Source organism: Dietzia alimentaria 72 (genome assembly GCF_000226215.1).
Classification (GTDB): Bacteria; Actinomycetota; Actinomycetes; order Mycobacteriales; family Mycobacteriaceae; genus Dietzia; species Dietzia alimentaria.
In genome coordinates this window covers 39,104-63,170 of sequence record NZ_AGFF01000008.1, presented here as the reverse complement: position 1 = coordinate 63,170, position 24,067 = coordinate 39,104, and the positions used below count along the sequence as shown (strand labels likewise).

At 68.2% G+C, this 24,067-nt stretch carries 19 protein-coding genes; 5 read left to right on the top strand and 14 right to left on the bottom strand.

What is annotated here, in order from left to right; translation table 11 throughout:
* Window positions 1–25 precede the first annotated feature (25 nt).
* The 3 genes from ON04_RS04865 to ON04_RS04855 all read right to left on the bottom strand — a co-directional run bounded on the left by ON04_RS04865 (window position 26) and on the right by ON04_RS04855 (window position 2,928).
* Window positions 26–907 carry an AAA family ATPase gene (locus ON04_RS04865; protein WP_010540463.1) on the bottom strand — a complete coding sequence of 294 codons (882 nt, stop codon included), beginning with the start codon at window positions 905–907 and terminating at the stop codon, window positions 26–28.
* A 64-nt stretch (window positions 908–971) separates the two neighbouring features.
* Window positions 972–2,261 carry a glutamate-5-semialdehyde dehydrogenase gene (locus ON04_RS04860; protein ID WP_010540462.1) on the bottom strand — a complete coding sequence of 430 codons (1,290 nt, stop codon included), beginning with the start codon at window positions 2,259–2,261 and terminating at the stop codon, window positions 972–974.
* A gap of 55 nt (window positions 2,262–2,316) precedes the next feature.
* Window positions 2,317–2,928: a class I SAM-dependent DNA methyltransferase gene (locus ON04_RS04855; protein ID WP_010540461.1), complete on the bottom strand. Its 612-nt coding sequence runs from the start codon at window positions 2,926–2,928 to the stop codon at window positions 2,317–2,319.
* Window positions 2,929–3,030: 102 nt separating this feature from the next.
* Here ON04_RS04855 and ON04_RS04850 point away from each other — a divergent pair, with 102 nt between their 5' ends.
* The gene (locus tag ON04_RS04850) at window positions 3,031–5,208 is read left to right on the top strand and encodes a RecQ family ATP-dependent DNA helicase (RefSeq protein WP_141564640.1); all 2,178 of its coding nucleotides are present in this window, start codon (window positions 3,031–3,033) and stop codon (window positions 5,206–5,208) included.
* 290 nt (window positions 5,209–5,498) lie between these two features.
* On the opposite strand, the gene ON04_RS04845 is transcribed toward ON04_RS04850, so the two are convergent.
* The gene (locus tag ON04_RS04845) at window positions 5,499–7,319 is read right to left on the bottom strand and encodes an FAD-binding dehydrogenase (protein ID WP_010540459.1); all 1,821 of its coding nucleotides are present in this window, start codon (window positions 7,317–7,319) and stop codon (window positions 5,499–5,501) included.
* A 59-nt stretch (window positions 7,320–7,378) separates the two neighbouring features.
* On the opposite strand from ON04_RS04845, the gene ON04_RS04840 reads away from it, so the two are divergent.
* The 3 genes from ON04_RS04840 to ON04_RS04830 all read left to right on the top strand — a co-directional run bounded on the left by ON04_RS04840 (window position 7,379) and on the right by ON04_RS04830 (window position 9,727).
* A complete protein-coding gene (locus ON04_RS04840) occupies window positions 7,379–8,143 on the top strand; it encodes an MBL fold metallo-hydrolase (RefSeq protein WP_010540458.1) in 765 nt (254 codons plus the stop codon).
* Window positions 8,143–9,024 (top strand): Sir2 family NAD-dependent protein deacetylase, encoded by an 882-nt coding sequence (locus ON04_RS04835; RefSeq protein ID WP_029457753.1) that lies wholly within the window; start codon window positions 8,143–8,145, stop codon window positions 9,022–9,024. Before ON04_RS04840 ends, ON04_RS04835 begins: the two co-directional genes overlap by 1 nt.
* Window positions 9,025–9,106: 82 nt before the next feature.
* Complete coding sequence (locus tag ON04_RS04830) at window positions 9,107–9,727, top strand: carbonic anhydrase (protein ID WP_010540456.1); 621 nt, start codon at window positions 9,107–9,109, stop codon at window positions 9,725–9,727.
* Between the two features lie 10 nt (window positions 9,728–9,737).
* Here ON04_RS04830 and proB read toward each other — a convergent pair whose 3' ends face one another.
* The 10 genes from proB to ON04_RS04780 form a co-directional block, all read right to left on the bottom strand.
* Window positions 9,738–10,889 carry a glutamate 5-kinase gene (proB, locus tag ON04_RS04825; protein WP_010540455.1) on the bottom strand — a complete coding sequence of 384 codons (1,152 nt, stop codon included), beginning with the start codon at window positions 10,887–10,889 and terminating at the stop codon, window positions 9,738–9,740.
* A complete protein-coding gene (obgE, locus tag ON04_RS04820; protein ID WP_010540454.1) occupies window positions 10,886–12,346 on the bottom strand; it encodes a GTPase ObgE in 1,461 nt (486 codons plus the stop codon). Before obgE ends, proB begins: the two co-directional genes overlap by 4 nt.
* A 129-nt stretch (window positions 12,347–12,475) precedes the next feature.
* Window positions 12,476–12,739, bottom strand: coding sequence for a 50S ribosomal protein L27 (rpmA, locus tag ON04_RS04815; protein ID WP_010540453.1), 264 nt, complete (start codon window positions 12,737–12,739; stop codon window positions 12,476–12,478).
* Window positions 12,740–12,807: 68 nt separating this feature from the next.
* A complete protein-coding gene (gene rplU, locus ON04_RS04810; RefSeq protein ID WP_010540452.1) occupies window positions 12,808–13,113 on the bottom strand; it encodes a 50S ribosomal protein L21 in 306 nt (101 codons plus the stop codon).
* 241 nt (window positions 13,114–13,354) lie between these two features.
* Entirely contained in the window at window positions 13,355–16,657 is a 3,303-nt protein-coding gene (locus ON04_RS04805; RefSeq protein WP_010540451.1) for an Rne/Rng family ribonuclease, read from the bottom strand.
* Between the two features lie 331 nt (window positions 16,658–16,988).
* Window positions 16,989–17,399 carry a nucleoside-diphosphate kinase gene (gene ndk, locus ON04_RS04800; RefSeq protein ID WP_010540450.1) on the bottom strand — a complete coding sequence of 137 codons (411 nt, stop codon included), beginning with the start codon at window positions 17,397–17,399 and terminating at the stop codon, window positions 16,989–16,991.
* 30 nt (window positions 17,400–17,429) lie between these two features.
* Window positions 17,430–17,843 (bottom strand): DUF4233 domain-containing protein, encoded by a 414-nt coding sequence (locus ON04_RS04795; protein WP_010540449.1) that lies wholly within the window; start codon window positions 17,841–17,843, stop codon window positions 17,430–17,432.
* Window positions 17,840–19,438: a bifunctional folylpolyglutamate synthase/dihydrofolate synthase gene (locus tag ON04_RS04790; RefSeq protein WP_010540448.1), complete on the bottom strand. Its 1,599-nt coding sequence runs from the start codon at window positions 19,436–19,438 to the stop codon at window positions 17,840–17,842. The genes ON04_RS04795 and ON04_RS04790 overlap by 4 nt, the downstream gene beginning before the upstream one ends.
* The gene (locus ON04_RS04785) at window positions 19,435–22,146 is read right to left on the bottom strand and encodes a valine--tRNA ligase (protein WP_010540447.1); all 2,712 of its coding nucleotides are present in this window, start codon (window positions 22,144–22,146) and stop codon (window positions 19,435–19,437) included. Before ON04_RS04785 ends, ON04_RS04790 begins: the two co-directional genes overlap by 4 nt.
* 61 nt (window positions 22,147–22,207) lie before the next feature.
* A complete protein-coding gene (locus tag ON04_RS04780; RefSeq protein ID WP_010540446.1) occupies window positions 22,208–23,200 on the bottom strand; it encodes a malate dehydrogenase in 993 nt (330 codons plus the stop codon).
* A gap of 161 nt (window positions 23,201–23,361) precedes the next feature.
* On the opposite strand from ON04_RS04780, the gene ON04_RS04775 reads away from it, so the two are divergent.
* The gene (locus tag ON04_RS04775) at window positions 23,362–23,979 is read left to right on the top strand and encodes a TMEM175 family protein (RefSeq protein WP_010540445.1); all 618 of its coding nucleotides are present in this window, start codon (window positions 23,362–23,364) and stop codon (window positions 23,977–23,979) included.
* Window positions 23,980–24,067 lie beyond the last annotated feature (88 nt).

The following is a 24,067-nucleotide window of genomic DNA, read 5'->3' as shown; positions in this document are numbered from 1 at the left end:
CGCCTTCGATTTGCTGTGCGTCGACCTAGTTGAGCCGCAGCTCGGCGGCCGCGCGAAGCTGGTCAGACTGGTGTTTGAGAACAACACCGAGGGTCTGCAGCACCGTTTCGTCGTCGATGGTGTCCAGCCCTAGTGCGACGAGGGTGCGACCCCAGTCGATCGTCTCGGACACACTCGGCACTTTCTTGAGCGCCATCGCGCGCAGAACGCCGACCACCCGGACGAGTTGCTCGGCCAGCCGGTCGTCTAGCTCGGGCACTCTCGACGCCAAGATCTTGCGTTCCAGTTCGGGCGTCGGGAAGTCCAGGTGCAGGTAGAGGCAGCGCCGCTTAAGCGCCTCGGACAGCTCGCGGGCCGCGTTGGAGGTCAGCACAGCAAACGGGAGGCGGGTCGCCTCGATGGTGCCGAGTTCGGGGATGGTCACCGCGAAGTCGCTGAGGACCTCCAACAACAGTCCCTCGATCTCGATGTCGGCCTTGTCCACCTCATCGACCAACAGCACGGTGGGCTCGCTGCGGCGAATGGCGGTGAGTAGCGGCCGGGAGAGCAAGAACTCCTCGGAGAACACATCGTCCCGGGTGGAATCCCAGCCCTCGCCCTGGCCCGCCTGGATCCGGAGGATCTGCTTGGCGTGGTTCCACTCGTACAGCGCTCGCGCCTCGTCGACGCCCTCGTAGCACTGCAGTCGGATGAGTTCGGCGTCGGTAGCGCTCGCCACGGCCTTGGCCAATTCAGTCTTGCCGACACCCGCCGGGCCCTCGATGAGCAGGGGCTTGCCCAGCCTGTCGGCGAGGTAGACGACGGTCGCCGTGGACCGGTCCGCCAGATACCCCTGGTCACCGAGCGCCTCGATGACGTGGTCGATGCTGGAGAATGCCGGTCGTTGGGCGGTGCGAGCTCGGTCCATGAGTGGATCCTTTCGATTCGGAGTGTCCGGGGCGGGCCGTCGGGCGACCCGGGTGGTGTGGGCGCTAGGGCCGCACGTGCCCCTTTCCATGGGCGATCCACTTGGTGCTGGTGAGTTCCTCGAGACCCATCGGGCCCCGGGCGTGGAGTTTCTGCGTGGAGATGCCGATTTCAGCGCCGAAGCCGAACATCTCGCCGTCCGTCCACGCCGTGGAGGCGTTCACCATCACCGCGGCCGCGTCAACACGAGCACAGAACTCGTCCGCCACGTCGATGCTGCGAGTCGAGATCGCTTCGGTATGTCCCGACGACCATCGTGCGATGTGCTCGATCGCCTCGTCCACGCCATCGACAACCTTGAGGGCGATATCCATGCTCAGGTACTCCTCACCCCAGTCCACGTCGTCGGCCGGGACCAGGCCCTCGCGGTCGCCGTGCACGGTCACGCCCGCCGAGCGCAGCGCGCCCACGATACGGTCCACCGCTGCTTCGCCGAGGGCGGAGTCGATCAGGACGGTCTCTGTGGCGTTGCAGACACTGCAGCGGCGGGTCTTGCCGTTGATCAGCAGACTGATCGCCTCGTCCAGGTCCGCGTCTCCATGGATGTAGAGGTGGCAGTTGCCGGTGCCGGTCTCGATGGCCGGCACTTTAGCGTTCTCCACGACGGTCTGGATAAGCCCTGCACCGCCGCGGGGGATCACCACGTCCACCAGGCCCCGCGCCTGGATGAGGTGCGTCACGGACGAGCGGTCCTCGGACGGCAACAATTGCGCGGCGTCCACGGGAAGATCATGTTCGGCGAGTACGCCGCGCAGGACGTCGACCAGTGCCTCGTTGGAGTGACGAGCGGACTTCGATCCACGCAGGAGCGCCGCGTTACCGGACTTGAAAGCGAGTCCGAAGGCGTCCACGGTGACATTGGGGCGCCCCTCGTAGATCATGCCGATCACACCCAGCGGGACGCGGACCTGACGCAACTGCAGGCCGTTGGGCCGCGCGGACCCGCGGACGACGGCACCGATCGGGTCGGCCAGTCCGGCGACCTGCCGAAGACCGCCCGCGATGCCCTCGATCCGCTCGGGGGTCAACCGGAGCCTGTCGAGCATCGCCTCCCCGGTTCCCGCCTCCGCCTGGTCGGTGATGTCACGACCGTTGGCCTCAAGGATTCGCGCCTCCGCGGCGACGAGGGCGTCGGCCGCCGCGAGCAGCAGCGAGTTCTTTCGGTCGGCGGTGAGCAGCGCCAGCTCGCGAGAGGCGGTTCGTGCACGACTGGCCGCGTCACGAACAGCGTCACGGACCGGGTCCGCCCCGATCTGGCCGGGGGCGTCGAGGGCGTCAAGGTGGCTCGTCGTCATGCGTGCCAGCTTACCGATCGTCGAGGTGAGGCGATCGGCGCGAGGCTCTCCCCGATTAAGCGCGCACCAGTACCGCGACCATGAATCCGCTCTCGTCGTCGAACGGCTCCAGATCCCACGTGGACCAGCGTTGCACCAGGCGCAGCCCGGCCTGTGCGGCGTCGGCGTCGAACTGCTCGCGTGTCCACCCCCGGTCCAGTCCGAATCCCACAACGAGTCGCCCCGGCCGGTTCTCGACGTCCCTGGCGTCCGCCTCCAGTCGCGCTGCGAGGTTGGCCAACACCGCGCCCCTGTCTGCTGGATCCACGAATGCCAGCACGTTGCCCGCGGAGACGGCAAGGTCGAACGGCCCCTGAGCCCAACCATCGTCAGCCAGATCCGCGACCTCCCACTGCGCATCCGGGCACGACTCGCGCGCCCTGTCGATGAGGTACGGATCGAGGTCCACCCCGGTCACCCGGTGCCCTCTCTGGTAGAGATACGCGCCCATCCGGCCCTGGCCGCACCCCACGTCGAGGATCCGCGCGCCGCGCGGCGCCATTGCGTCGACCAGTCGCGCCTCGCCGTCGATGTCGACGCCTTCCGCAACCATGTCCTCCCAACGCTTGGCGTACCGCCGGGAGTGCTCGGGATCGGCTTCCACGATGTTCTTCCACGTCTGCGTCATACGGCAAGTATGGACCTGCCGGAAAGAACACGACCAGGACGACGACGAGGTCCGCCCCCACCCCGCCCGGCGGTGTCGGAGTTCTGGGGCACGATGGGCACCATGGCCCCCACTCCCACTGGCATCTCCCCCACCGGACTCGATCGCACGGCGCTGCGATCCCGCGCCGATGAGCTCCTGTCAGCGCTCGCCGGCCCGGGAGCTACCTTGCGGGAAGATCAGTGGACTGCCATCGAGGCCCTGGTCGCGGATCGCAGGCGTGCTCTGGTGGTGCAGCGCACCGGCTGGGGCAAGTCGGCTGTCTACTTCATCGCAGCCCGGCTGCTGCGTGAACTCGGCTCGGGGCCCACAGTGATCGTCTCGCCCCTGCTGGCGCTGATGCGTAATCAGGTGGAGTCGGCGGCGCGGGCCGGGGTGCGGGCGGCCACGATCAACTCCGCCAACATGACGGAATGGGACGAGGTCCGGCAGTCCGTCCGGGCCGGTGAGGTGGACGTGCTGCTGGTGAGCCCCGAGCGGCTCAACAACCCGGACTTCCGCGACACGGTCCTGCCCGCACTCGCCGCAGACGCAGGCCTCGTGGTGGTGGACGAGGCCCACTGTGTCTCCGACTGGGGACACGACTTCCGTCCCGACTACCGTCGGATCCGCACTCTTCTGACCGACCTGCCCGAGGGCGTCCCCGTGCTGGCCACCACCGCCACGGCCAACGACCGAGTGGTGCGCGACGTGGCGCAGCAACTCGGAGTCGGTACTGCCGGAGACGCTCCGAGTGCCGACCCACACGCCGAGGCCGACACTCTCGTGCTGCGAGGCGGTCTGGACCGGCAGTCGCTTCGGCTCTCGGTGGTGGAGATCGACGATTCGGAGAAGCGCGCCGCCTGGATGGTCGAGAACCTACACTCGCTACCCGGCAGCGGGATCATCTACTGCCTCACCGTCGCGGCCGCGCAGGACATGGCTGAGCTCCTCACATCCGCGGGGCACCGGGTCAGCGCCTACACCGGCCGCACCGACGCCGGTGAGCGCGAGGAACTCGAACGCGCGCTGCTGGATAACGAGGTCAAAGCACTGGTGGCCACATCGGCCCTCGGTATGGGCTTCGACAAGCCGGACCTCGGCTTCGTGGTACATCTCGGCGCTCCCCCGTCCCCGATTTCGTACTACCAGCAGATCGGCCGTGCCGGCCGTGCCGCGGACCGCGCCGAGGTAGTCCTGCTACCCGGCCCAGAGGACAGGGCCATCTGGAACCACTTCGCCTCGCTGGCATTTCCGCCCGAGGACGTGGTTCGACGCGTCCTGGAAGCGCTGCTCCCGGACCGGCCGCAGTCCACCCCGGCACTTGAGCCCGCTGTAGATCTGGGTCGTACGCGCCTGGAGATGGTTCTCAAGGTCCTCGACGTGGACGGCGCGGTCCAGCGGGTTCGCGGTGGATGGGTGTCCACGGGGCAACCATGGCACTACGACGCCGAGCGTTACGCCGGCCTGGCCGAGGCCCGCCAGGCGGAGCAGCAGGCGATGATCACCTATCAGCGCACGGACGGCTGTCGGATGGATTTTCTCCGCAGTCAACTGGACGACCCGACTCTCGACCCGGCTTCACCCGGCTGCGGCCGCTGCGACAACTGCACCGGCGAACGCCGCCCCACCACCGTCGCCGACGCCGCCCTCACGCGCGCGAAAGATGCCCTCGAGCGGCCCGGCGTCGTGCTGCCCCCGCGCCGCCAGTGGCCGACCGGCCTAGCTCGGCTGGACATCCCGCTCAAGGGCAAGATCGCGGACGGTCCCGCGGAGGGCCGGGCCCTGGCACGCCTGACCGACCTCGGGCTGGGTCAGAAGCTGCGCGCCCTGCTCGCTGAACCAGACCAGGAGACGCCGGACTGGGTGGCCCGCGCCTGCGTGCCCGTCCTACGGGAATGGGGTTGGTCCGAGCGACCCACCGGAGTGGTGGCCCTGACGACCGGGGACCATCCGGTCCTGGTGGCGAGTCTGGCCCGCGCGCTGGCGCAGATGGGCCGCATGGAAGACCTCGGTGAGATCACCCGCGCCGCCGCTCTACCGCCGGTGACAGCGCAGAACTCGGCCTACCGGGTCGCGCAGCTGTGGGGCACCCTCGCCGGGCCCACCGCCGCCGATGGGTCGACCGCAGTGGGCGATGGGCCGGTGCTGCTCGTGACGGATCTGTTCGGCACCGGTTGGACCGCGACGGAGGCGGCCCGCCACCTGCGGGCTGCGGGCGTATCCGCAGTACTGCCGCTCGCGATCGCCAGCGCCGGCTGACCCGCCCCGCCCCGCCGCTCCCTGCGCGGTGTACGAAGCGCGGCCCGCCGCGGCCCAACGCCGCCCAACGCCGCCGCAGCCGAACGCCGCCCAGGCCGCCCAGCCCGCCGCGGCCCAACGCCGCGCGGCCCGCCGCAGCCCAACGCCAGCCAGAAATGTCGTGGTCACTGCGAAAATCGACGAAAATGCTCGCAGTGGCGACGACAAAACACGATCGCCGCGCCGCGCCGCGGCGGCGGGTGGGGCGGGTCGTCGGCGCGGCAAAGCGTGGCACGGCAGCGGAACGCGCGCTAGACCTCGCGCGCGATCGCCCTGCCGGCCTTCATCCCGGAGAAGATGCAGCCGCCGAGGAAGGTGCCCTCGAGCGAGTTATAGCCATGCACGCCGCCTCCGCCGAAGCCGGCCACCTCGCCCGCCGCGTACAGGCCCGGGAAAGGCTGACCGTCCTTGGTCAGGCACTGCGAGTCGAGCGTGGTCTCGATCCCGCCGAGCGTCTTGCGGGTCATCAGGTGCACCTTGACGGCGATCAGTGGCCCACCCGAGCCCGCAGCCGACCCCTTACCCGCGCCTGAATCGGCGAGGAGGCGGTGCGGCTTGGCCAGGCGGGTGAGCTTGTCCGTCAGCACGCGCCGCGAATTGTGGATGGCCTGCACCTGGAGATCCTTGGCGAACGGGTTGTCCATCTGCCCGTCCATCGCCAGCACGAATTCGCGCACCTTCTCGAGATCCAGCGCAGGCTCACCCTCGTCCACGAGCTCGTTCATCCCGAACACCAACTCCTCGATGGAGTCGGCCACCACCCAGTCGACACCCTGCTCAGTGAAGTCGGTGATCGACGGCGGGAGCCCGCTACCGGCCTTAGAGGCGAACTTCTTCAGGCTCTTATCGGTGAGCTCGGGGTTCTGCTCGGAGCCCGACAGGATGAACTCCTTGCCGGCGATCGACGAATCGAGGATGAACCACGAGTGATCGTGGCCGGCTCGACGGATGGCCTCGATAGAGGCGGTGGTGTGGTAGCCGGGGAACAGCGGCATCGGCATGCGGTCGCCGTTGCCGTCCAGCCACAGGGTCGACGGGCCGGGGATGATCCGGATTGCGTGTGAGGGCCACACGGGCGCGAAGTTGGACACGCCCTCGGTGTAATGCCACATCCGGTCCCGGTTGATGAGATTGACGCCGGCGCCGTCGGAGATCTCGAGCATCCGACCGTCGACGTGCTCGGGGACACCCACGATCAGGTTCCGGGGCGCTTCGCCGAGTCGGTCCGTGGGCCAGTACTCGCGGACCAGGTCAGGGTTTCCGCCGATCCCGCCGGAGGACAGCAGGACCGCCTTGGCCCGGAATTCGAACTCTCCGATCTCCTCACGCGGTGAGGCGACTCCGCGGTCGAGGCCGCAGGGCACGAGAGTGGCTCCGCGGACACCCACTGCCCGGCCGTCGGACACCACGATCTCGTCGACCCGGTGCCGCATCGCGAACCGCACGAGCCCTTGACGGGCGGCGTCGAGAACGGGCTCCTCGAACACGCGCACCACCTCGGGCCCGGTCCCCCAGGTCACATGAAAGCGCGGGACGGAGTTGCCGTGACCGTCAACCTCGCCGCCACCGCGTTCGGCCCAACCGACAGTCGGCACGATCCGCAGGCCCAGGTCGTGCAGGTACCGCCGCTTCTCACCCGCCGCGAACTCCACGTAGGCGCGGGCCCACTCGAGCGGACGCGCGTCCTCGGGGCGGTCGAACCCGGCGGAACCGAGCCAGTCCCGCCAGGCGAGCTCGAGGGAGTCCCTGATCCCTATCCGCCGCTGCTCCGGCGTGTCCACCATGAAGAGCCCGCCGAGCGACCAGTAGGCCTGACCGCCGAGATTCTTCTCGTTCTCCTGGTCCACCACGAGCACTTTCTTGCCCGCCCGGCTGGCCTCGTAGGTCGCCACCAGTCCCGAGAGCCCGTGACCCACCACGATCACTTCCGGGGTGAAGCCCGGTTCGGGAGCAGGCAATGGCCCGTAGTTGGCAGCACGGGAGGTGGACGGTGGCTGCCACTCCGGATAGACGGGGTGGACAGGCCGGGCCTCGCCCGTGGTCCGGCCGGGGCGGGATGCGGAGGTGGTCATGGATCCAGTGTGCCCCGTCAACCGAGCCGGCGGCGACGTTCCCCGGTACGGTTTCTCACATGCGGATCCACCAGCTCAACTGCGGAACCATGGCGGGCCGCACCCCCACGCGGATCCTCGTGGTGGAGGCTCCTGGCGGGCTGGTCCTGGTCGACACCGGCATCGGCCTTCAGGACATCGCTGACCCTGCGGGCCGCCTGGGTCCCGGGCGTCATCTGCTGCGACCGGCATTGGACCCGGCGGAGACCGCGGTGCGCCGTATCGATGAACTGGGCCTGGATCCCCACGACGTGCACGACATCGTCCTGACGCACCTCGATCTCGACCACGCGGGCGGTCTCGCTGACTTCCCCGAGGCTCGTGTGCACGTGGCAGCCGAGGCACTGACGTGGGCGGTACGAACGCCGCGCTTCGTGGAGCGTCGCAGGTACCGGCGCACGCAGTGGGCGCACGGCCCGCGCTTCGTCGAGTACGTCTACGGGACCGACCGATGGGAGGGGTTCCGCGTGCATCCGCTGGACCACGTCGCCGAGGGGATGATGCTGGTGGATCTGCCCGGTCACGCGGCGGGCCACGCCGGGGTGTTCGTACCGGGCGACGACGACAAGGACGTCCTCCACGCCGGTGATGCCTTCTACCATCGTGGGCAGATCCGGTCGGCAGTACCGGTCCCCGCACAGACCAGGCCCCTGGAGCGCGTCCTGGCGCTGGAGCCGGGGGCGGTCGCGCTGACGCATGCGCGACTTGCCGCATTGGCCGACCGCAGGGGCGAGACGCTGGACGTGGTGTGCGCGCACGATTGCTCGGGATCCGGGGGGCTGTGATGGTCCGGATCCGCGAGACCGCCTGGACTCCCGCCGAACGCACCGAACCTGACGCTGACATCGTCGAGCGTGCGGTCGCACTCGCGGAACTGCTGCGGGACCGGCGGGCCGTGGTGCTCACCGGTGCCGGGATCTCCACGCCCTCGGGCATCCCCGATTACCGGGGGCCGGACTCCCCTGCGCGCACCCCGATGACCTACCAGCAGTTCGTCGGGGATCTCGCATTCCGTCGGCACTACTGGGCGAGGAACCACCTGGGGTGGCGGCACATGGAGGCCACCCGCCCCAACGCCGCGCACCTGATACTCGCTGACTGGGAGCGCCGTGGTCTGGTCGCCGGCGTGATCACGCAGAACGTGGACCTGCTCCACCTCAAGGCTGGAAGTCGCCAGATAGTGGATCTGCACGGCACCTACGGCGTGGTGACGTGTCTGGGCTGCGGAGCCCGGCTGAGCAGGTGGGCCCTCCACGAGCAGCTGGAGACCCTCAATCCGGGTTTCGCCGAACGGGTGGCGACAGGCGGTGCGATCGAGGTGGCCCCCGACGCCGACGCCGTACTAGACGACACCTCCGGATTTCGCATGGTGGACTGCCGGCTCTGCGGGGGCGTGCTCAAACCCGACATCGTCTACTTCGGGGAGAACGTCCCGGCGGACCGTGTGTCCCGGGCCAACAACATGGTCGACGAGGCCGACCTCGTCGTCGTCGTCGGATCCTCACTCACGGTCAGATCCGGATACCGGTTCGTGCACAGAGCGGTGACCACCGGCACCCCAGTAGTGGTGATCAACCGGGGTCGGACGCGCGCGCACGACCACGCCGAACTGACAATTGACGGTGATTGCGTCGAGGTCCTGGGATTCGCTGACGCCGCGCTATGAGCGCCACTGGGAGGATTCTCCGGCTGGACCTTTGAAGGACCCTGCAGCACCACAACGGGATCCGCAGGAGCACAATGGGTGTATGCAGATCGCGACGACACCCGATACCGCAATGGCCAGACTCCTCCGCGGCAACGCCCGCTACGTAGCCGGAGAAAACCTCAACGAGCACCAGGCCCCCTCACGGCGCGCCGAACTGGCCGGGCACCAGAATCCCTTCGCGCAGGTCTTCGGCTGCTCGGACTCGCGGGTGCCCGCGGAGGTCATCTTCGATCAGGGGCTCGGCGACCTGTTCGTGATCCGCAACGCCGGCCACATCGTCGACCCGTCGGTACTCGGGTCGATCGAGTTCGGCGTCGACGTGCTCGATATCCCGCTGACACTGGTGCTGGGCCACACCTCCTGCGGCGCGGTCGGCGCGACGATCAACGCGGTCGACACCCACTCCACTCCTTCGGGCTACCTGCGCGACGTGGTGGAGCGGATCGCCCCGGCCGTGTTCGAGGCGCGTCGCGACCCGGAGGCGGCGTACCAGGACATCGTGATCGAGAACGTCCGTCAGACCGTCACCGCGATCCGCGAGAAGTCCGCGGCCGTGGACCGGGCGATCAGCGACGGGCGCACGGCCATCGTGGGCGCGCTCTACAACCTGGAGGAAGGCACGGTCACGCCGGTCCATATCGAGGGCGACGTCCCGCTCTAGGGCGTAAGTCTCAGACGGCCACGAGGTCGTCGGCATGCACCAGCGGGCGGCCCTGACCGGAGCCCTGCGCCGCGCCCGCCCGCGAGCCCGGCCCGGCGGGGTTGGCCGGAACCCCGCGCTCGGCGAGCCGAGACCTGACCTCCATCGAGTCGTACTGCGCTATCCCCCGCGCTACGGTGCGGTCGGCTGAATCCTGCAGTTCGATCACGTCACCGAAATGGAACATCCCGTTGACGCCGGTCACTCCCGCCAACAGCAGGGAGCGTCGCGAACTGGTTACCGCGCGGACCGCGCCGTCATCGAGCACCACGGCGCCATGGGCGTCGGCGGCGTGACGGACCCAGAAGCGGCGGGCGGTCATCCGCTCGGGCCGGGAGGCGAAGACCGTACCGACCGCCGGCTCGCCCGCGAGCGCTTCCGGTGCGCGCTCGGCGGAGGTGAGCAGCACCGGGATGCCGGCGTCCGCGGCGAGGCGGGCCGCGGCGAGCTTCGAGGCCATTCCGCCCGTGCCCAGGGCTCCACCGGCCCCGGCCACCACGCCATCGAGGTCTCCGGAGCCACCCACCATCGTCACGGCGGTGGCATCGCCCTTGCGCGGGTCGGAGTCGTACAGGGCGTCCACGTCAGACAACAGGATCAGCGCGTCCGCCCCGATGAGGTGCGCGACCAGCGCAGCCAACCGGTCATTGTCGCCGAACCGGATCTCGTTCGTTGCCACGGTGTCATTCTCATTGATCACCGGGACCGCCCGCAGGGTCCGTAGTCGGTCGAGGGTGCGTTGCGCATTGGCCGCACTCTCGCGGCGGCCGATGTCGGCCGCGGTCAGCAGGACCTGCCCCACCACGCGGTCGTAGCGGGCGAACGAGTCACCCCATGCACGCGCCAGTTCGAGCTGACCGACGCTCGCGGCCGCCTGCTTGGCCGACAGCGTGGAGGGGCGGGTGGTCATCCCCAGCGGGGCCATGCCGGCCCCGATCGCGCCTGAGGAGACCACGAACACGTCCGAGCCGGCGGCCATCCGCGACTGGCACACATCGGCGAGGGCGTCGAGTTGTGGGCGACGGATCCCACCATGGAAGCTGGTGATCGCGGACGACCCGATCTTCACCACCACGCGGCGCGCCGTGCCGATGCGACGGCGCAGCTCCCGCTCGGGGGTCACTCCAGGATCTCCTCGTCCGGGTCGATCAGCCCACGACGCACGCGCTTGCGGTACTTACGCTCGGCGGCCCCCACACGCTCGTCCGATTCGAGTCTGATGTCGGTGCCGCGGCCGGTGCGCATGAGGTCCACGCCCGCCGGGGTCTGCGGCTGCCACTCGAAGGAGACGTCGCCGATGGTGACGGTGCAGCCCTCCTGGGCGCCGGCCTTGATGAGCGCAGCCTCCACGCCGAGACGGGAGAGGCGGTCGGCGAGGAAGCCCACGGCCTCGTCGTTGTCGAACTCTGTCTGCCGGATCCACCGCTCGGGCTTGTTGCCGCTCACGATGAAGGCACCCGGCTCTGCCGGGTCTGTGCGGACACGGAACTCCTCGGCGTCGATTGGCTTCGGGCGAATTACGATCCGCTCGGCCGCGGACGGCGGGTTGGCCTTACGGTGCGCCTTGATCAGTTCGTAGAGGCCGTAGCGCAACTCGTCGAGGCCCTTGTGGGCGACGGCCGAGATGGCGAAGACCGGCCAACCCTTGTCCTCGAAGTGGGGGGTGACCATCTCCGCCATATCGGCGGCGTCGGGCACGTCGATCTTGTTGAGCACCACCACTCTCGGCCGGTCCGCCAGGTCGCCCATCCCGGCGTCGGTGAGCTCGGAGCGATATGCAGCCAACTCCGCTTCGAGGGCCTCGACGTCGGAGATGGGGTCGCGGTCGGATTCGAGGTTGGCGCAGTCCACCACGTGGACCAGCACCGCCGTGCGCTCGATGTGACGCAGGAAGTCCAGTCCGAGACCGCGGCCCTCGCTGGCCCCGGGGATCAGCCCGGGGACGTCGGCCATCGTGAAGGTGTCGTCCCCCACCGAGACCACACCGAGATTCGGCGCGAGGGTGGTGAACGGGTAGTCGGCGATCTTCGGTTTGGCCGCAGACATCACCGAGATGAGCGAGGACTTACCGGCCGACGGGAAGCCCACCAATCCGACGTCCGCCATCGACTTGAGCTCGAGGGTGAGGTCACGAACCTCCCCGGGCTCGCCGAGGAGTGCGAACCCCGGAGCCTTGCGGGCGCGGGAGGCGAGAGCCGCGTTACCGAGACCGCCCTTGCCGCCCTCGGCCGCCACGAAGCGGGTGCCGGCACCGACGAGGTCGGCCAACACCTCACCGCGATCGTCCAGCACCACGGTGCCCGGCGGGACGGAGAGCACGAGGTCGCCGCCGTGCGAACCGTTACGATTGGCGCCCATCCCGGGCTCGCCCCGGCCGGCACGGGCATGGGGGCGGAAATGGAAGTCAAGCAGCGTGTGGACCTGGGGGTCCACGACGAGGACGACGTCTCCGCCGGACCCGCCGTTGCCGCCGTCGGGCCCACCGAGGGGCTTGAACTTCTCGCGGTGCACAGAGGTGCAGCCGCGGCCGCCGTCCCCCGCCGCTAGGTGGAGGACTACGCGGTCGACGAATCTCGACATGGTGTGGGTTCCTCCTGGTGGGGACGGATGACGGACGGACTGGTGCAAATGCTCTCGGGGGCCGGGTGTGGAGTCGTCAAACCCCGCCCGGCCCCCGAGGGCGAATCGTGACTGTGTACGGCTGCCTGGTCAGGCCTCGGCGCCGGCTGCCACGATGTTCACGGTCTTGCGGCCGCGCTTGGTGCCGAACTCCACCGCACCGGCGGCGAGAGCGAAGAGGGTGTCGTCCCCGCCGCGGCCGACGTTGACGCCCGGGTGGAACTTGGTGCCCCGCTGGCGCACCAGGATTTCGCCGGCGTTGACGTCCTGGCCGCCGAAGCGCTTCACGCCGAGGCGCTGCGCGTTGGAATCACGACCGTTACGGGTGCTGGATGCGCCCTTCTTACTTGCCATGTCCGAGTCCCTCCTTCAGGGATCACGCCCGAGGGCGCTGAGCTGGTGGCCTAACGGCCGGAAGTGAATTACTTGATACCCGTGATCTTGACGACCGTCAGCTTCTGACGGTGGCCCTGACGCTTGTGGTACCGGGTCTTGTTCTTGAACTTGTGAATCCGGATCTTGGGTCCCTTGGTCTGCTCGACAATCTCGCCGGAGACGGTGACCTTGGCCAGGGCATCGGAGTCGGAGGTGACAGCAGCGCCGTCGACCACGAGGATCGGGGACAGCGACACAGAGGTGCCGGCCTCGCCCTCGATCTTCTCGACCTTGACGTGGTCCCCTTCGGCGACCTTGTACTGCTTGCCGCCGGTCTTGACGATCGCGTACATGGAGGGCTTCCCCTTGCTTCTCGGGTGTGCGACCGCCTCGGGGCGATCACACCTAATGTGCGGTGTTCTCTCTTGCTCGCCGACTTACGTCGACCGAGGCTCGCCGATCACTGGACCCGTGGGCCCGGACCTCGACTCCTCGCGCAGCGGCATAGCGCCGCGACGAGCGACTTGTCAAGGTTACGGTCCGGCAGCACAGCAGGTCAAACCGGCCGTGCCGCCGGGTCCGCGACCTCGGACGTCAGTTGTCCTCGGGGGCGGTCGTGGATCGTGTCGCACGCCGTCTGGCGGGGCGCTTGCGCGGCTCCGCCACCACCGCGGTCGGGGCCTCGGCTAACGCCGTCGCCTCGACCCGCGCCTCGGGAGCTGTGGTGGTGTCCGGCGCCGCTGTATCGGTCGCCGCACCCGCCTCACGACGGGTCGACCGCCGACGCGGGCGCCGACCGGACGTGTCCGTCGAGGACTGTGGCGCCGCGACCGCCTGTACGGCCTCCGAGGCCTCAGCTGTCGCCGCAGCTTCATCCTTCGGCGTCTCGGCAACCTCAGCGGCGGCCGAGTCCTCGGCCGCCGTCGACGGCGCGGGCGCGGCCGACGTAGCGCGACGAGCGGCACGGCGGCGACGCGGCGGACGGGACGTCCCCGCGCCATCCGACGAGTCCGGCTCCTCCGTCGGCTCAGCCGTATCGGGGGCCTGCGCAGCCTTGCTGCCCGAAGACCTATCAGCTTGCTGAGCCACGTCGACCTCAGCCGTGGTGGCGCCGGCAGCAGCGGTGCTCTCCTCTGCCCCGGTGTCGCCGGCGGCGGCTCCGCCGTGGGCGTCGTCGTGATCGTCGTCGGCATGCCGACTAATTGCCAGAGCCGCCGGGTGCGCGGCCGGTGCCGGGCCGTCCTTACGCGGTGCAGCGGCCTTGGCGGGCGGGGTCTCGGATTCCCCGTTCTTGCCCCCACGACGACGACCACGACGTGAGCCGGGCTCGTCCGCGTTGTGGGACTCGGTGTGAAGCGGATCGGCGTGCACGAGCAGGCCGCGTCCCTGGCAGTGCTCGCACGGCGTCGAGAAAGCCTCGACCAGACCGGTGCCCAGCTTCTTGCGGGTCATCTGGACCAGACCCAGCGAGGTCACCTCGGAGACCTGGTGGCGGGTGCGGTCGCGTCCGAGCGCCTCGGTGAGCCGGCGCAGGACCAGGTCCCGGTTGGCCTCGAGCACCATGTCGATAAAGTCGATGATCACCATGCCGCCCACGTCACGTAGCCGGAGTTGCCGGACAATCTCCTCGGCGGCCTCGAGATTGTTCTTGGTGACGGTCTCTTCGAGGTTGCCCCCGGAACCGGTGTACTTACCGGTGTTGACGTCCACCACGGTCATGGCCTCGGTGCGGTCGATGACGAGCGAGCCACCGGACGGTAGCCAGACCTTACGGTCGAGGGCCTTGGCCAGCTGTTCGTCGACACGGTGGGTGGCAAACACGTCCACGTCGGGATTGTCGTACCGCTGTAGCCGCTCGACCATCTCGGGCGCGACCCGCGACACGTAGTCGTGAACGGTGTTCCACGAGGTCTCCCCCTGGATCACCAGCGACGAGAAGTCTTCGTTGAACAGGTCACGCACGACCTTCACCAACAAGTCCGGCTCTTCGTATAGCGCGACGGGTGTGCCGGCTCCGGAGGCGGTCCGCTTGGCGGAGGCGTCGGAGATCTCGGTCCACTGGGCGGCCAGACGCTCGACGTCGCGGCCGATCTCCTCCTCGCTGACGCCCTCGGCGGCGGTGCGGATGATCACACCGGACCCCTCGGGCACGACCTCCTTGAGGATCGCCTTGAGTCGACGTCGCTCGGTGTCGGGGAGTTTGCGGGAGATCCCGGTGGAGTTGCCGTCGGGGACGTAGACCAGGAATCGACCGGCCAGCGAGATCTGCGTGGACAGTCGGGCACCCTTCTGCCCCACCGGGTCCTTGGTCACCTGCACGAGCACCATGTCGCCGGGCCTGAGCGCCTGCTCGATGCGTCGGGACTTGCCACCGAGCCCGGCGGCCTCCCAATTGACCTCGCCGGCGTAGAGGACGCCGTTCCGTCCGCGTCCGATGTCGACGAACGCCGCCTCCATGCTGGGCAACACGTTCTGTACGCGGCCGAGGAAGACGTTGCCGACCATGGAACGCGCGGACTCGGTGGTGACGAAGTGCTCCACCAGGACCTTATCCTCGAGCACACCGACCTGGGTCATGACGCCCTTGCCGTCGGCACGGTCCTTCTCGCGGACCACCATGACGCGGTCCACGGCTTCGCGGCGGGCGAGGAACTCGGACTCGGAGAGGATCGGCTGACGACGACGGCCAGCCTCGCGACCGTCCCGCCGGCGCTGGCGCTTGGCCTCGAGCCGGGTGGAGCCGGTGATTCCCTGGACTTCGTCGCTGGACGTGCCCTGACCCGGCCCCTGGCCCTGGCCGCCGCGATTCGGCCGACGGCTGGAGTCACGCTCATGGACTTCCGTGTTGGGCGGGTCGTCGTTCGAGGTCTGGTTGTCGTCCGAGGTGGATCCCCCACCGCGACGACGACGACGGCGACGCCGCCTCGATCCCGACGGAGCGCCATCGGACTCGTCGGAATCGTCTCCATTGCCGTCTTCGGAATCGTCGTTGTCTTCGGCGTCGTCGTTCGTCCGAGAATCGGCTACAGAAAAGCGGCCGCCGTCAGTCCCGCGCCCCGCGTCGTCCGATTCATCGGAATCGTCGGAATCGTCGGCATTCTCCGTGTTCTGGTCGTCCCCGCCCTCACCACGGCCCCGGCCGCGACCCCGGCGACCGCGACGACGGCGCCGGGCCCCACCCTCGCCACCCTCGGACTGGTCATCGGATCGGCGTGTGTCACCGTCGGCGCCCCCGGTATCCCCGTTGTCCTCAGCGGGGTGTTCGGGACTGTCGTAGGACCGGCTCTGCTCGTGCGCACGACCGTCGCGGTCAGTCTTCTCAGCCGCCACTTCATCGGGCGATAAGAAGAGCGGAGAGAACTTCGGAGTCGCGGTGGACCGACGACGCCGGTTGCCGGACTCGGCCGAGCCCACCTCTCCGGTGACGATCGCGATCTCGGGCAGAGCCGGCCGCTTGGCCGAGGCCTTGTCAGCCGAAGCCTTGTAGACGGACGTGCGCTGACCAGCGGTCTGCTCAGCTGAGGTCGTGTCTGACGCGGTCGAATCCGCGACGGCCTTCTTGGCCGGTGATCTTCCGGACGAGGTCTTTTTTGCCGGTGCCTTTCTGGCCGCGGGCTCGCGAACGGGCTTCTCCGGCGGCACCTCGGAAGCGGGACCGGCAGCCACCTCTGTCGTAGCCGGTGAGGTGTCGCCACCTGTCTGGCCGCGTCCCTCAAACCAGGTCTGCAGCACCTCGCGGGTCACGCCGGACTGGGCGCTCTTGACCTCCACGCCTATCCCGGCCATGGCTACCAGGAATTCCTTGCTGGTCATCCCCACGGCCTTGGCGGCCGCATGTGCGCGCATCCTCTCGGGAAGGGCGTTAATGTCGTCGATTGTCAGGTTGGGATCCGACACGTGTCTCCTCTGGCCGGACTCCGGGCGCGATCACGTCACCGGATCTCCGGTGACCCACGCCGCCGCACGGGGTCGGGCGTTTCTGGTCTCGGCCCCACCTCGGGCGGGGCGATGTCTTATAAGCCCGTGGTACCGGGGCGAACCGGTCCGCGGGTGGCGGGCGCCCGTTCCGGGGCGGACTGGTGGTCCACTCGCCAGGATGAGCTACAGCTATTCTCCCACACGCGGTGTTAAAACGTCGCCGCGCGGGGCTGACCGAAATGAGAAGGCGCCCGTTGGTCCTGGGACCGACGGGCGCGGGGCGGCGGATCACCGCCAGGAAACTGAGGACCTACAGGCCGGGGAACCACAACGCGATCTCGCGCGCCGCAGACTCCTCGGAATCGGATCCGTGGACGAGGTTGTACTGAGTTTCCAGTCCGAAGTCGCCGCGGATGGAACCCGGAGCCGCCTTCTCCACCGGGTCCGTGCCACCTGCGAGTTGGCGCCACGCGGCGATCGCGCGCGGCCCCTCGAGGACACCGGCAACAACCCGGCCGGAGGTGATGAACTCCAGCAGGCTGGAGTAGAAGGGGCGCTCCGCGTGCTCGGCGTAGTGCGCGGCAGCCGTCTCCTGCGACACCGTGCGCATGTCCATGGCCGCGATCGTGAGGCCCTTGGCCTCGATGCGGGCGAGGATGGAGCCAGTCAGGCCGCGCTCGACCCCGTCGGGCTTGATCAGGAAGAATGTTCTCTCGGTCACGGTGGCAAGCCTACAAGTTGTCCCGGATCGTCAATCGTGCTGGCTGGGTAGATAGCCGCCTGCCATCCGTCGCGACAGGTCCCGCCGCAGGTACAGGATGTACGCCCACACGGCCGCGAACATCAAGCCGCACACGCCCATCGACCAGTGCACGGCCCAGCCCGCCACGGCCAGTCCGGCGAGTGTGAGGTTCAACGGGATCGCCCACGGCTTGCGCTGCAAGCCACTCGTCACGAGCATCGCGATCGCGAGCAGACTGACGAACCACACCTTCCAGGATTGAAAATGGTCGCCGTCGTCAAGCCGGGCGATCACCGTGAGCACCAGGCCGATCACGATCGCCTCGAGCACGAGGGTGCCGGCCATGATGCCTCTCAGTCCCTTCCAGGGGTCCACCGAGGGTTCGTGAGCTGTGCCCCGGGGCCCGGGGGTCGAGTTGGTCACTGCGCGTCCTTTCCGAACAGACTCCGTGCGGCTCCAGCAGTCACCACGGAGCCGGTGACGAGCACACCGACTCCCGAGACGTCGTCGTCTGCGGTCGGGTCCGGGACCCCGACCAGGTCGAGGGCGGCACTGACCGCGTCAGGCAGCGAGTCCACCACGTGGACCCGCTGGGCCGTGAACCGCTCCTCGGCGACGAGTGCGAGTTCGTCCAGCGGCATCGCGCGCGCGGACGCCGCGCGGGTCACCACGACTTCCTCCACCACTGGTTCCAGGGCCGTGAGGAACGCGTCGGCGTCCTTGCCATCGAGCATCGCCACAACGGCGACCAGTCGCTTGAAGTCGAACTCGGAGGTGACGGCCTTGGCGAGCGCGCGGCCACCGTGACCGTTGTGTGCCGCGTCGACCAGGACGGTCGGACTGGAGCTCAGCCGCTCCAGACGTCCCGGGTTATCGACCGCGGCGAATCCGGCACGGATCAGTTCCGGGTCCAACATCCTGTCGGGACCGGCGCCGAAGAATGCCTCGACGGCCGCGAGGGCGGTGGCCGCATTCTCTGCCTGGTGCACTCCGAACAGGGGCAGGAACACGTCTGTGTACTCGCCACCGAGGCCACGCAGCGTCAGCTGCTGTCCTCCAACGGCAAGCCGACGCTCGGTCACGTCGAACTCCGAGCCCAGGCGGGCCACGATCGCGCCGACCTCCGTCGCTCGACGGATGAGAACCTCCATCGCCTCAGGTTCTTGGCGCCCGATCACCGCGATCGGGTCACGCGGCAACAGCTCGTCCTGAGGGCCGGGCTGGATGATCCCCGCCTTTTCACCGGCGATCGTCTCCAGGTCCTCGCCCAGGTACTCGGTGTGGTCCAGACCGATGGGGGTCACCACAGCGACCGCCGGGTGGACGACGTTGGTGGCGTCCCAGGTCCCTCCCATTCCGGTCTCCACCACGGCCACGTCCACCGGGGCATCGGCGAACGCCGCGAACGCCATCGCCGTGATCACCTCGAAGTAGCTCATGCGCGGCCCGCCAGCGGCCTCGGACCGTTGGTCGACCAGCTCCAGATAGGGCTGCAGCTCGCGGTAGGTGTCCACGAAGGTCCGGGCCGTGATCGGCTCGCCGTCCAGGGCGATGCGTTCGATGACGGACTGCAGGTGAGGACTCGAGTTACGTCCGGTGCGCTGGTGCAGCGCGCGCAGAAGCGCATCGACCATCCGGGTGACGGAGGTCTTCCCGTTGGTGCCGGCCACGTGGACCACGGGGTAGGCATGCTGCGGGTCCCCGAGCACCCCTGTGAGCTCCGCGATACGGTCCAGGCTCGGCTCGAGTTTGGACTCCGGCCACCGGGTGGCCAACTCCTCCTCCACCGCCACGAGTTCCGCGGTGTCGGCTTGCCACTCCGGGCTTCCGACCTCCGGTATCGGGCGCGGCGGAAGATGGTCGTCGCCCTCATACTCTTCGTCTCCGGGGATCGGTCCCCCGAGCGAGACGCCCGCGACGAGACCGTCCTCGCCGAGCATCTCGGCCACGTCCTCCTCGGTCGGGGCGTCCCACCCCTCCTCCGGATCGTGCGGCGGGAGCCACTGCCGCCCGCTCACTTGGACCCACTGTCGGAAGGCATCGACTGGAGACGCACGGTGATTCGGTCGACCTCGCTCTCCGCGCGATCACGTCGCTTACGAATCTTCTCCACTACGTGATCCGGGGCCTTGCCCAGGAACGCCTCGTTCCCCAGCTTCGCACCCGTCGACTCGAGTTCCTTGTGGGCGGCCGCCAGATCCTTCTCCAGTCGACGACGCTCAGCCGCCAGGTCGATGGTCCCGGACGTGTCGATCTCGACGCCCACCGTCGAGAGCGCGAGGCGGACCTCCAACGAGGCCGTGGCGGTGAAGTCGTCCGCCGCCGGGGTGAGACGAGCCAATGCGGACACCTGATCGAGCAGGTCCGTCGGCAGGTCCGCCTGGTCGACGCCGGAGATGCGCGCCGGAACTCGTTGGCCGGGCTTGAGCCCCTGGTCCGAGCGGAAACGGCGGATCTCGGTGATGAGTGCCTGCGCGTCGTCGACGCGGCGGACGGGCTGTTGCGCATCGTCGGAGGGCACCACGTCGGTGGGCCAGTCCGCGATCACCACGGACTCGCCCCCGGTCAGCGCCGTCCACAGGGTCTCGGTGACGAACGGGATCACCGGGTGCAGCATCCGCAGCACTACGTCAAGGACATGGCCCAGGACGAGACGGGTGTTCTCGGCCCGCTCAGAGGCTCGCGTCTCATCGTCGTTGCCGAACTGGACCTTCGCGAGCTCGAGGTACCAGTCGCAGACCTCATCCCACGCGAAGTGATAGAGCGTCTCGCAGGCCTTGGAGAACTCGTATCGATCCAGGTCGCCGTCGACGGACACCCGCACCTCGCCCAAGCGATGCAGTATCCAGCGGTCCGCGTCGGTCAGCGCCTCCACCCCCGGCACTTCGCCAACCTGCGCTCCGTTCATCAGCGCGAAGCGGGTGGCGTTGAATAATTTGGTGGCGAAGTTTCTCGACGCCTGCGCGGCGTCGTCGCCGACCGAGAGGTCACCGCCCGGATTGGCACCACGGGCGAGGGTGAAGCGCAGGGCGTCTGCGCCGAAGCGGTCAACCCAGTCCAGCGGGTCGATGCCGTTACCCTTCGACTTGGACATCTTCTGACCGTGCTCGTCCCGGACGAGCCCGTGGAGGAATACGTCGGTGAACGGCACCGGACCGGGCGCCGCGGTATCCCCGGTCAGCGTGCGACCCACGAACGTGCCGAACATCATCATCCGCGCCACCCAGAAGAACAAGATGTCGTAGCCGGTGACCAGCACCGACGTCGGATAGAACCGCTCGATGTCCGCGGTCTTGTCTGGCCAGCCCATGGTGGAGAACGGCCAGAGACCAGATGAGAACCACGTGTCGAGAACGTCCTCATCCTGGGTATACCCGGCGGGCACGTCCTCGTCGGGGCCCACGCACACGACCTCGCCCTCCGGGCCGTACCAGATCGGAATCCGGTGGCCCCACCACAGCTGGCGCGAGATGCACCAGTCGTGCATGTCATCAACCCAGTCGAACCAGCGCGGCTCCTGACTCTTCGGGTGGATGACAGTGTCGCCGTCGCGCACGGCATCCCCCGCCATCGCCGCCAGGTTCTCGACCCGGACCCACCATTGGAGTGACAGCCGCGGTTCGATCGGCTCGCCGGAGCGCTCCGAGTGGCCCACTGAATGAATGTAGGGGCGCACTTCCTTGACGATCCGTCCCTGCTCGGCGAGATCCTCGCGGACGGCCTTGCGGGCCTCGAACCGGTCCATTCCGTCGTAGCGGGTCGCTGTGCCGGTGATGTGGCCGGTGGAATCCATGATCGTGGGCATCTCGAGCCCATGGCGCTGGCCGATCGCGAAGTCGTTGGGGTCGTGTGCGGGCGTGACCTTGACCGCGCCGGTACCGAATTCGGGATCAACGTAGTCGTCCGCTACCACTCGCATCGTCCACCCGTCGCGGAACGGATGCGCGATCTCGGTGCCCACCAGGTGCTTGTAGCGCTCATCCTCGGGATGGACCGCGATCGCGGTGTCACCGAGCATCGTCTCGAGCCGGGTCGTGGCCACCACCAGGTGCGGCTCGGAGTCGTTCATCGAACCGTAGCGAAAACTGATTAGCTCGCCCTCGACGTCGGAGTACCTGACCTCGATGTCGGAGATGGCGGTCTGGAGCGACGGCGACCAGTTGACCAGTCGCTCCGCGCGATAGATCAAACCGTGGTCGTAGAGTTCTTTGAAGATGGTCTGGACAGCCCGCGAGAGGCCGTCATCGAGAGTGAACCGCTCACGGGACCAGTCGACGCCGTCGCCGAGGCGACGCATCTGCTTCCCTATGGTGCCTCCGGACTCGCGCTTCCACTCCCAGACTTTCTCGATGAACGCCTCTCGACCGATCTCATGACGGTCGACGCCCTTCTCGCGGAGATTGCGATCGACCAGAGTCTGCGTGGCGATCCCCGCATGATCCATTCCTGGCAGCCACAGGACTTCGAATCCCTGCATACGCTTTCGCCGCGTCAGGATATCCATGAGGGTGTGGTCAAGCGCGTGTCCCATGTGCAGACTGCCCGTCACGTTCGGCGGCGGCAACACCACCGAGTAGCCGGGTTTGTCGCTGGACGAGTCAGCCTGGAAGTAGCCGGCATCTACCCAGCGTTGATAGAGCTCGGCCTCCACCTCGCCTGGATTCCAGGAGGCGGGCAGGGAGTCCGCGCGGTCGGCGTTCGAGGGGGCAGAAGCTGGAGTCGTCACCCCACCATCCTAGGCCGTGTACTCCCGGGTCGAGAACGCGCCGTCGGCCCTGGCCGGCCGATCAGTCTGCCAGGCCCAGCCCGTGTACGGCGTCGCGTTCCGAGACCAGCTCCGACACCGATGCGTCAATGCGGGATCGCTGGAAATCTCCGAGCTCCAGCCCTTCGACGACTTCCCATTCCGCGCCGCGACTGCGACACGGCAATCCCGTCACGACCCCGGGAACGGTGCCGTACTGCCCCTGGGACGGCACTGCGATCGTGGTCCAGCTCTCGCCCGGGGTTCCGTGCACCCAGTCCCGCATCTGATCGGCCGCCGCGCCGGCAGCGGATGCGGCCGACGAGGACCCGCGGACTGAGATGATCTCCGCCCCGCGGTTAGCGACCCGCGGGATGAACGTTTCGGTCAGCCACGCCTGATCTAGCCCGTCGGTGACCGGCTCACCCCGCAGCGTCAGATACGACACGTCGGGAAACTGGGTCGCCGAGTGGTTCCCCCAGACGACCACCCCGTCAAGGTCGCCGACCGGCGCCCCCACTCGGGTGGCGAGCTGACTCAATGCACGGTTGTGATCGAGCCGCATCAACGCGGTGAATCGACCGGCAGGCACGTCAGGCGCGTGCCTGTGGGCGATGTAGGCGTTGGTATTGGCAGGATTTCCCACCACCACGACCCGCACGTCGTCGGCAGCACGGCTGTTGATGGCCCTCCCCTGCTCGCGGAAGATCGCCCCGTTCGCGGTGAGCAGGTCTGCGCGCTCCATCCCCTTACCGCGGGGCTTGGCGCCCACCAGGAACGCAGCGTTGGTTCCCTCGAACGCAGAACCCATGTCGTCCGTGATCTCTATCGATTCGACCAACGGAGAAGCGCAGTCCTCGATCTCCATCGCGACGCCCTCCGCGGCCACCACGGCCGACGGGATGTCCAGGAGACGTAGGCGCACGGGGGTTTCGGGCCCGAAGACCAGCCCGGACGCGATTCGGAACAGCAGAGAGTAGGCGATCTTGCCGGCAGCTCCGGTGACGGTGACTGTGGCCGGGGTGGAAGTGCTCATGCAGTACAGACCTTCCGGGGACGACGACGGGATGGGTTCCCACAGTAGTGGCAAACCCCGGAAACCCGATCGCCGTGTCAGAGCCGCCGCCGATCTCCGAGCACATCCCGTGAGAGGATCCACCCCACTGAAGCAGGCAGCGCGACACCGAGGCAGGGGCGATGACGACATCGAGACTGGAGGCGTTCAGCGACGGGGTCCTGGCGATCATCATCACCGTGATGGTCCTGGAACTCAGCCGCCCGCAGGGCAACACCCTCTCGGCTCTACTGCACGAGACCGGGCCGGGGCTGCTGGCCTACCTGTTGTCTTTCATCTACGTCGCGATCTATTGGAACAACCACCACCACACCCTGCAACTGACCGATCGCATCGATGGCTCGGTCCTGTGGGCCAATCTGGCCTGGTTGTTCTTCCTCTCGCTACTGCCGTTCAGTACTGGGTGGATGGCGCAGACCCAGTTCTCCCGGGTTCCCGTCATCCTCTACGGGGTGAACCTGCTCTTCACAGCACTCGCGTTCTTCTCCGTTCAGTGGCGGATCATCCGAGCACAAGGAGAGCATTCGCGGTTGCGGCAGGCACTCGGACGGGATTGGAAGGGAAAAGTCTCGGGCGGGCTCTACAGCGCCGGGGTCATCTCAGCTGTCGTTGACCGCAGCACCATGCACATCGGCGTAATCGTCGCCCTCGCGGCGTTCGTCGTCGTGGCGCTGCTGTGGTTCATCCCCGATCGGCGGATTGACCGCACATATAGGATCTCCCAGGAGGAGCAGCCGTAAGTCGTGACGCTCCTGACCGGAAGCGACACGTCTAGTTGAAGCGCAGTCTGTTCCCACTCCCCTGATCGCCAGACAAAGGAGTACGACA

Excerpts from the sequence above, each read along its gene's own strand:
- ON04_RS04840 (WP_010540458.1), top strand. The coding sequence starts at position 7,379 with ATGCGGATCCACCAGCTCAACTGCGGAACCATGGCGGGCCGCACCCCC.
- ON04_RS04830 (WP_010540456.1), top strand. The coding sequence starts at position 9,107 with ATGCAGATCGCGACGACACCCGATACCGCAATGGCCAGACTCCTCCGC.
- ON04_RS04850 (WP_141564640.1), top strand. The coding sequence starts at position 3,031 with ATGGCCCCCACTCCCACTGGCATCTCCCCCACCGGACTCGATCGCACG.
- ON04_RS04845 (WP_010540459.1), bottom strand. The coding sequence starts at position 7,319 with ATGACCACCTCCGCATCCCGCCCCGGCCGGACCACGGGCGAGGCCCGG.
- ON04_RS04835 (WP_029457753.1), top strand. The coding sequence starts at position 8,143 with ATGGTCCGGATCCGCGAGACCGCCTGGACTCCCGCCGAACGCACCGAA.
- obgE (WP_010540454.1), bottom strand. The coding sequence starts at position 12,346 with ATGTCGAGATTCGTCGACCGCGTAGTCCTCCACCTAGCGGCGGGGGAC.
- ON04_RS04860 (WP_010540462.1), bottom strand. The coding sequence starts at position 2,261 with ATGACGACGAGCCACCTTGACGCCCTCGACGCCCCCGGCCAGATCGGG.
- ON04_RS04780 (WP_010540446.1), bottom strand. The coding sequence starts at position 23,200 with ATGAGCACTTCCACCCCGGCCACAGTCACCGTCACCGGAGCTGCCGGC.
- ON04_RS04775 (WP_010540445.1), top strand. The coding sequence starts at position 23,362 with ATGACGACATCGAGACTGGAGGCGTTCAGCGACGGGGTCCTGGCGATC.
- ON04_RS04865 (WP_010540463.1), bottom strand. The coding sequence starts at position 907 with ATGGACCGAGCTCGCACCGCCCAACGACCGGCATTCTCCAGCATCGAC.
- rplU (WP_010540452.1), bottom strand. The coding sequence starts at position 13,113 with ATGTACGCGATCGTCAAGACCGGCGGCAAGCAGTACAAGGTCGCCGAA.
- ON04_RS04855 (WP_010540461.1), bottom strand. The coding sequence starts at position 2,928 with ATGACGCAGACGTGGAAGAACATCGTGGAAGCCGATCCCGAGCACTCC.
- rpmA (WP_010540453.1), bottom strand. The coding sequence starts at position 12,739 with ATGGCAAGTAAGAAGGGCGCATCCAGCACCCGTAACGGTCGTGATTCC.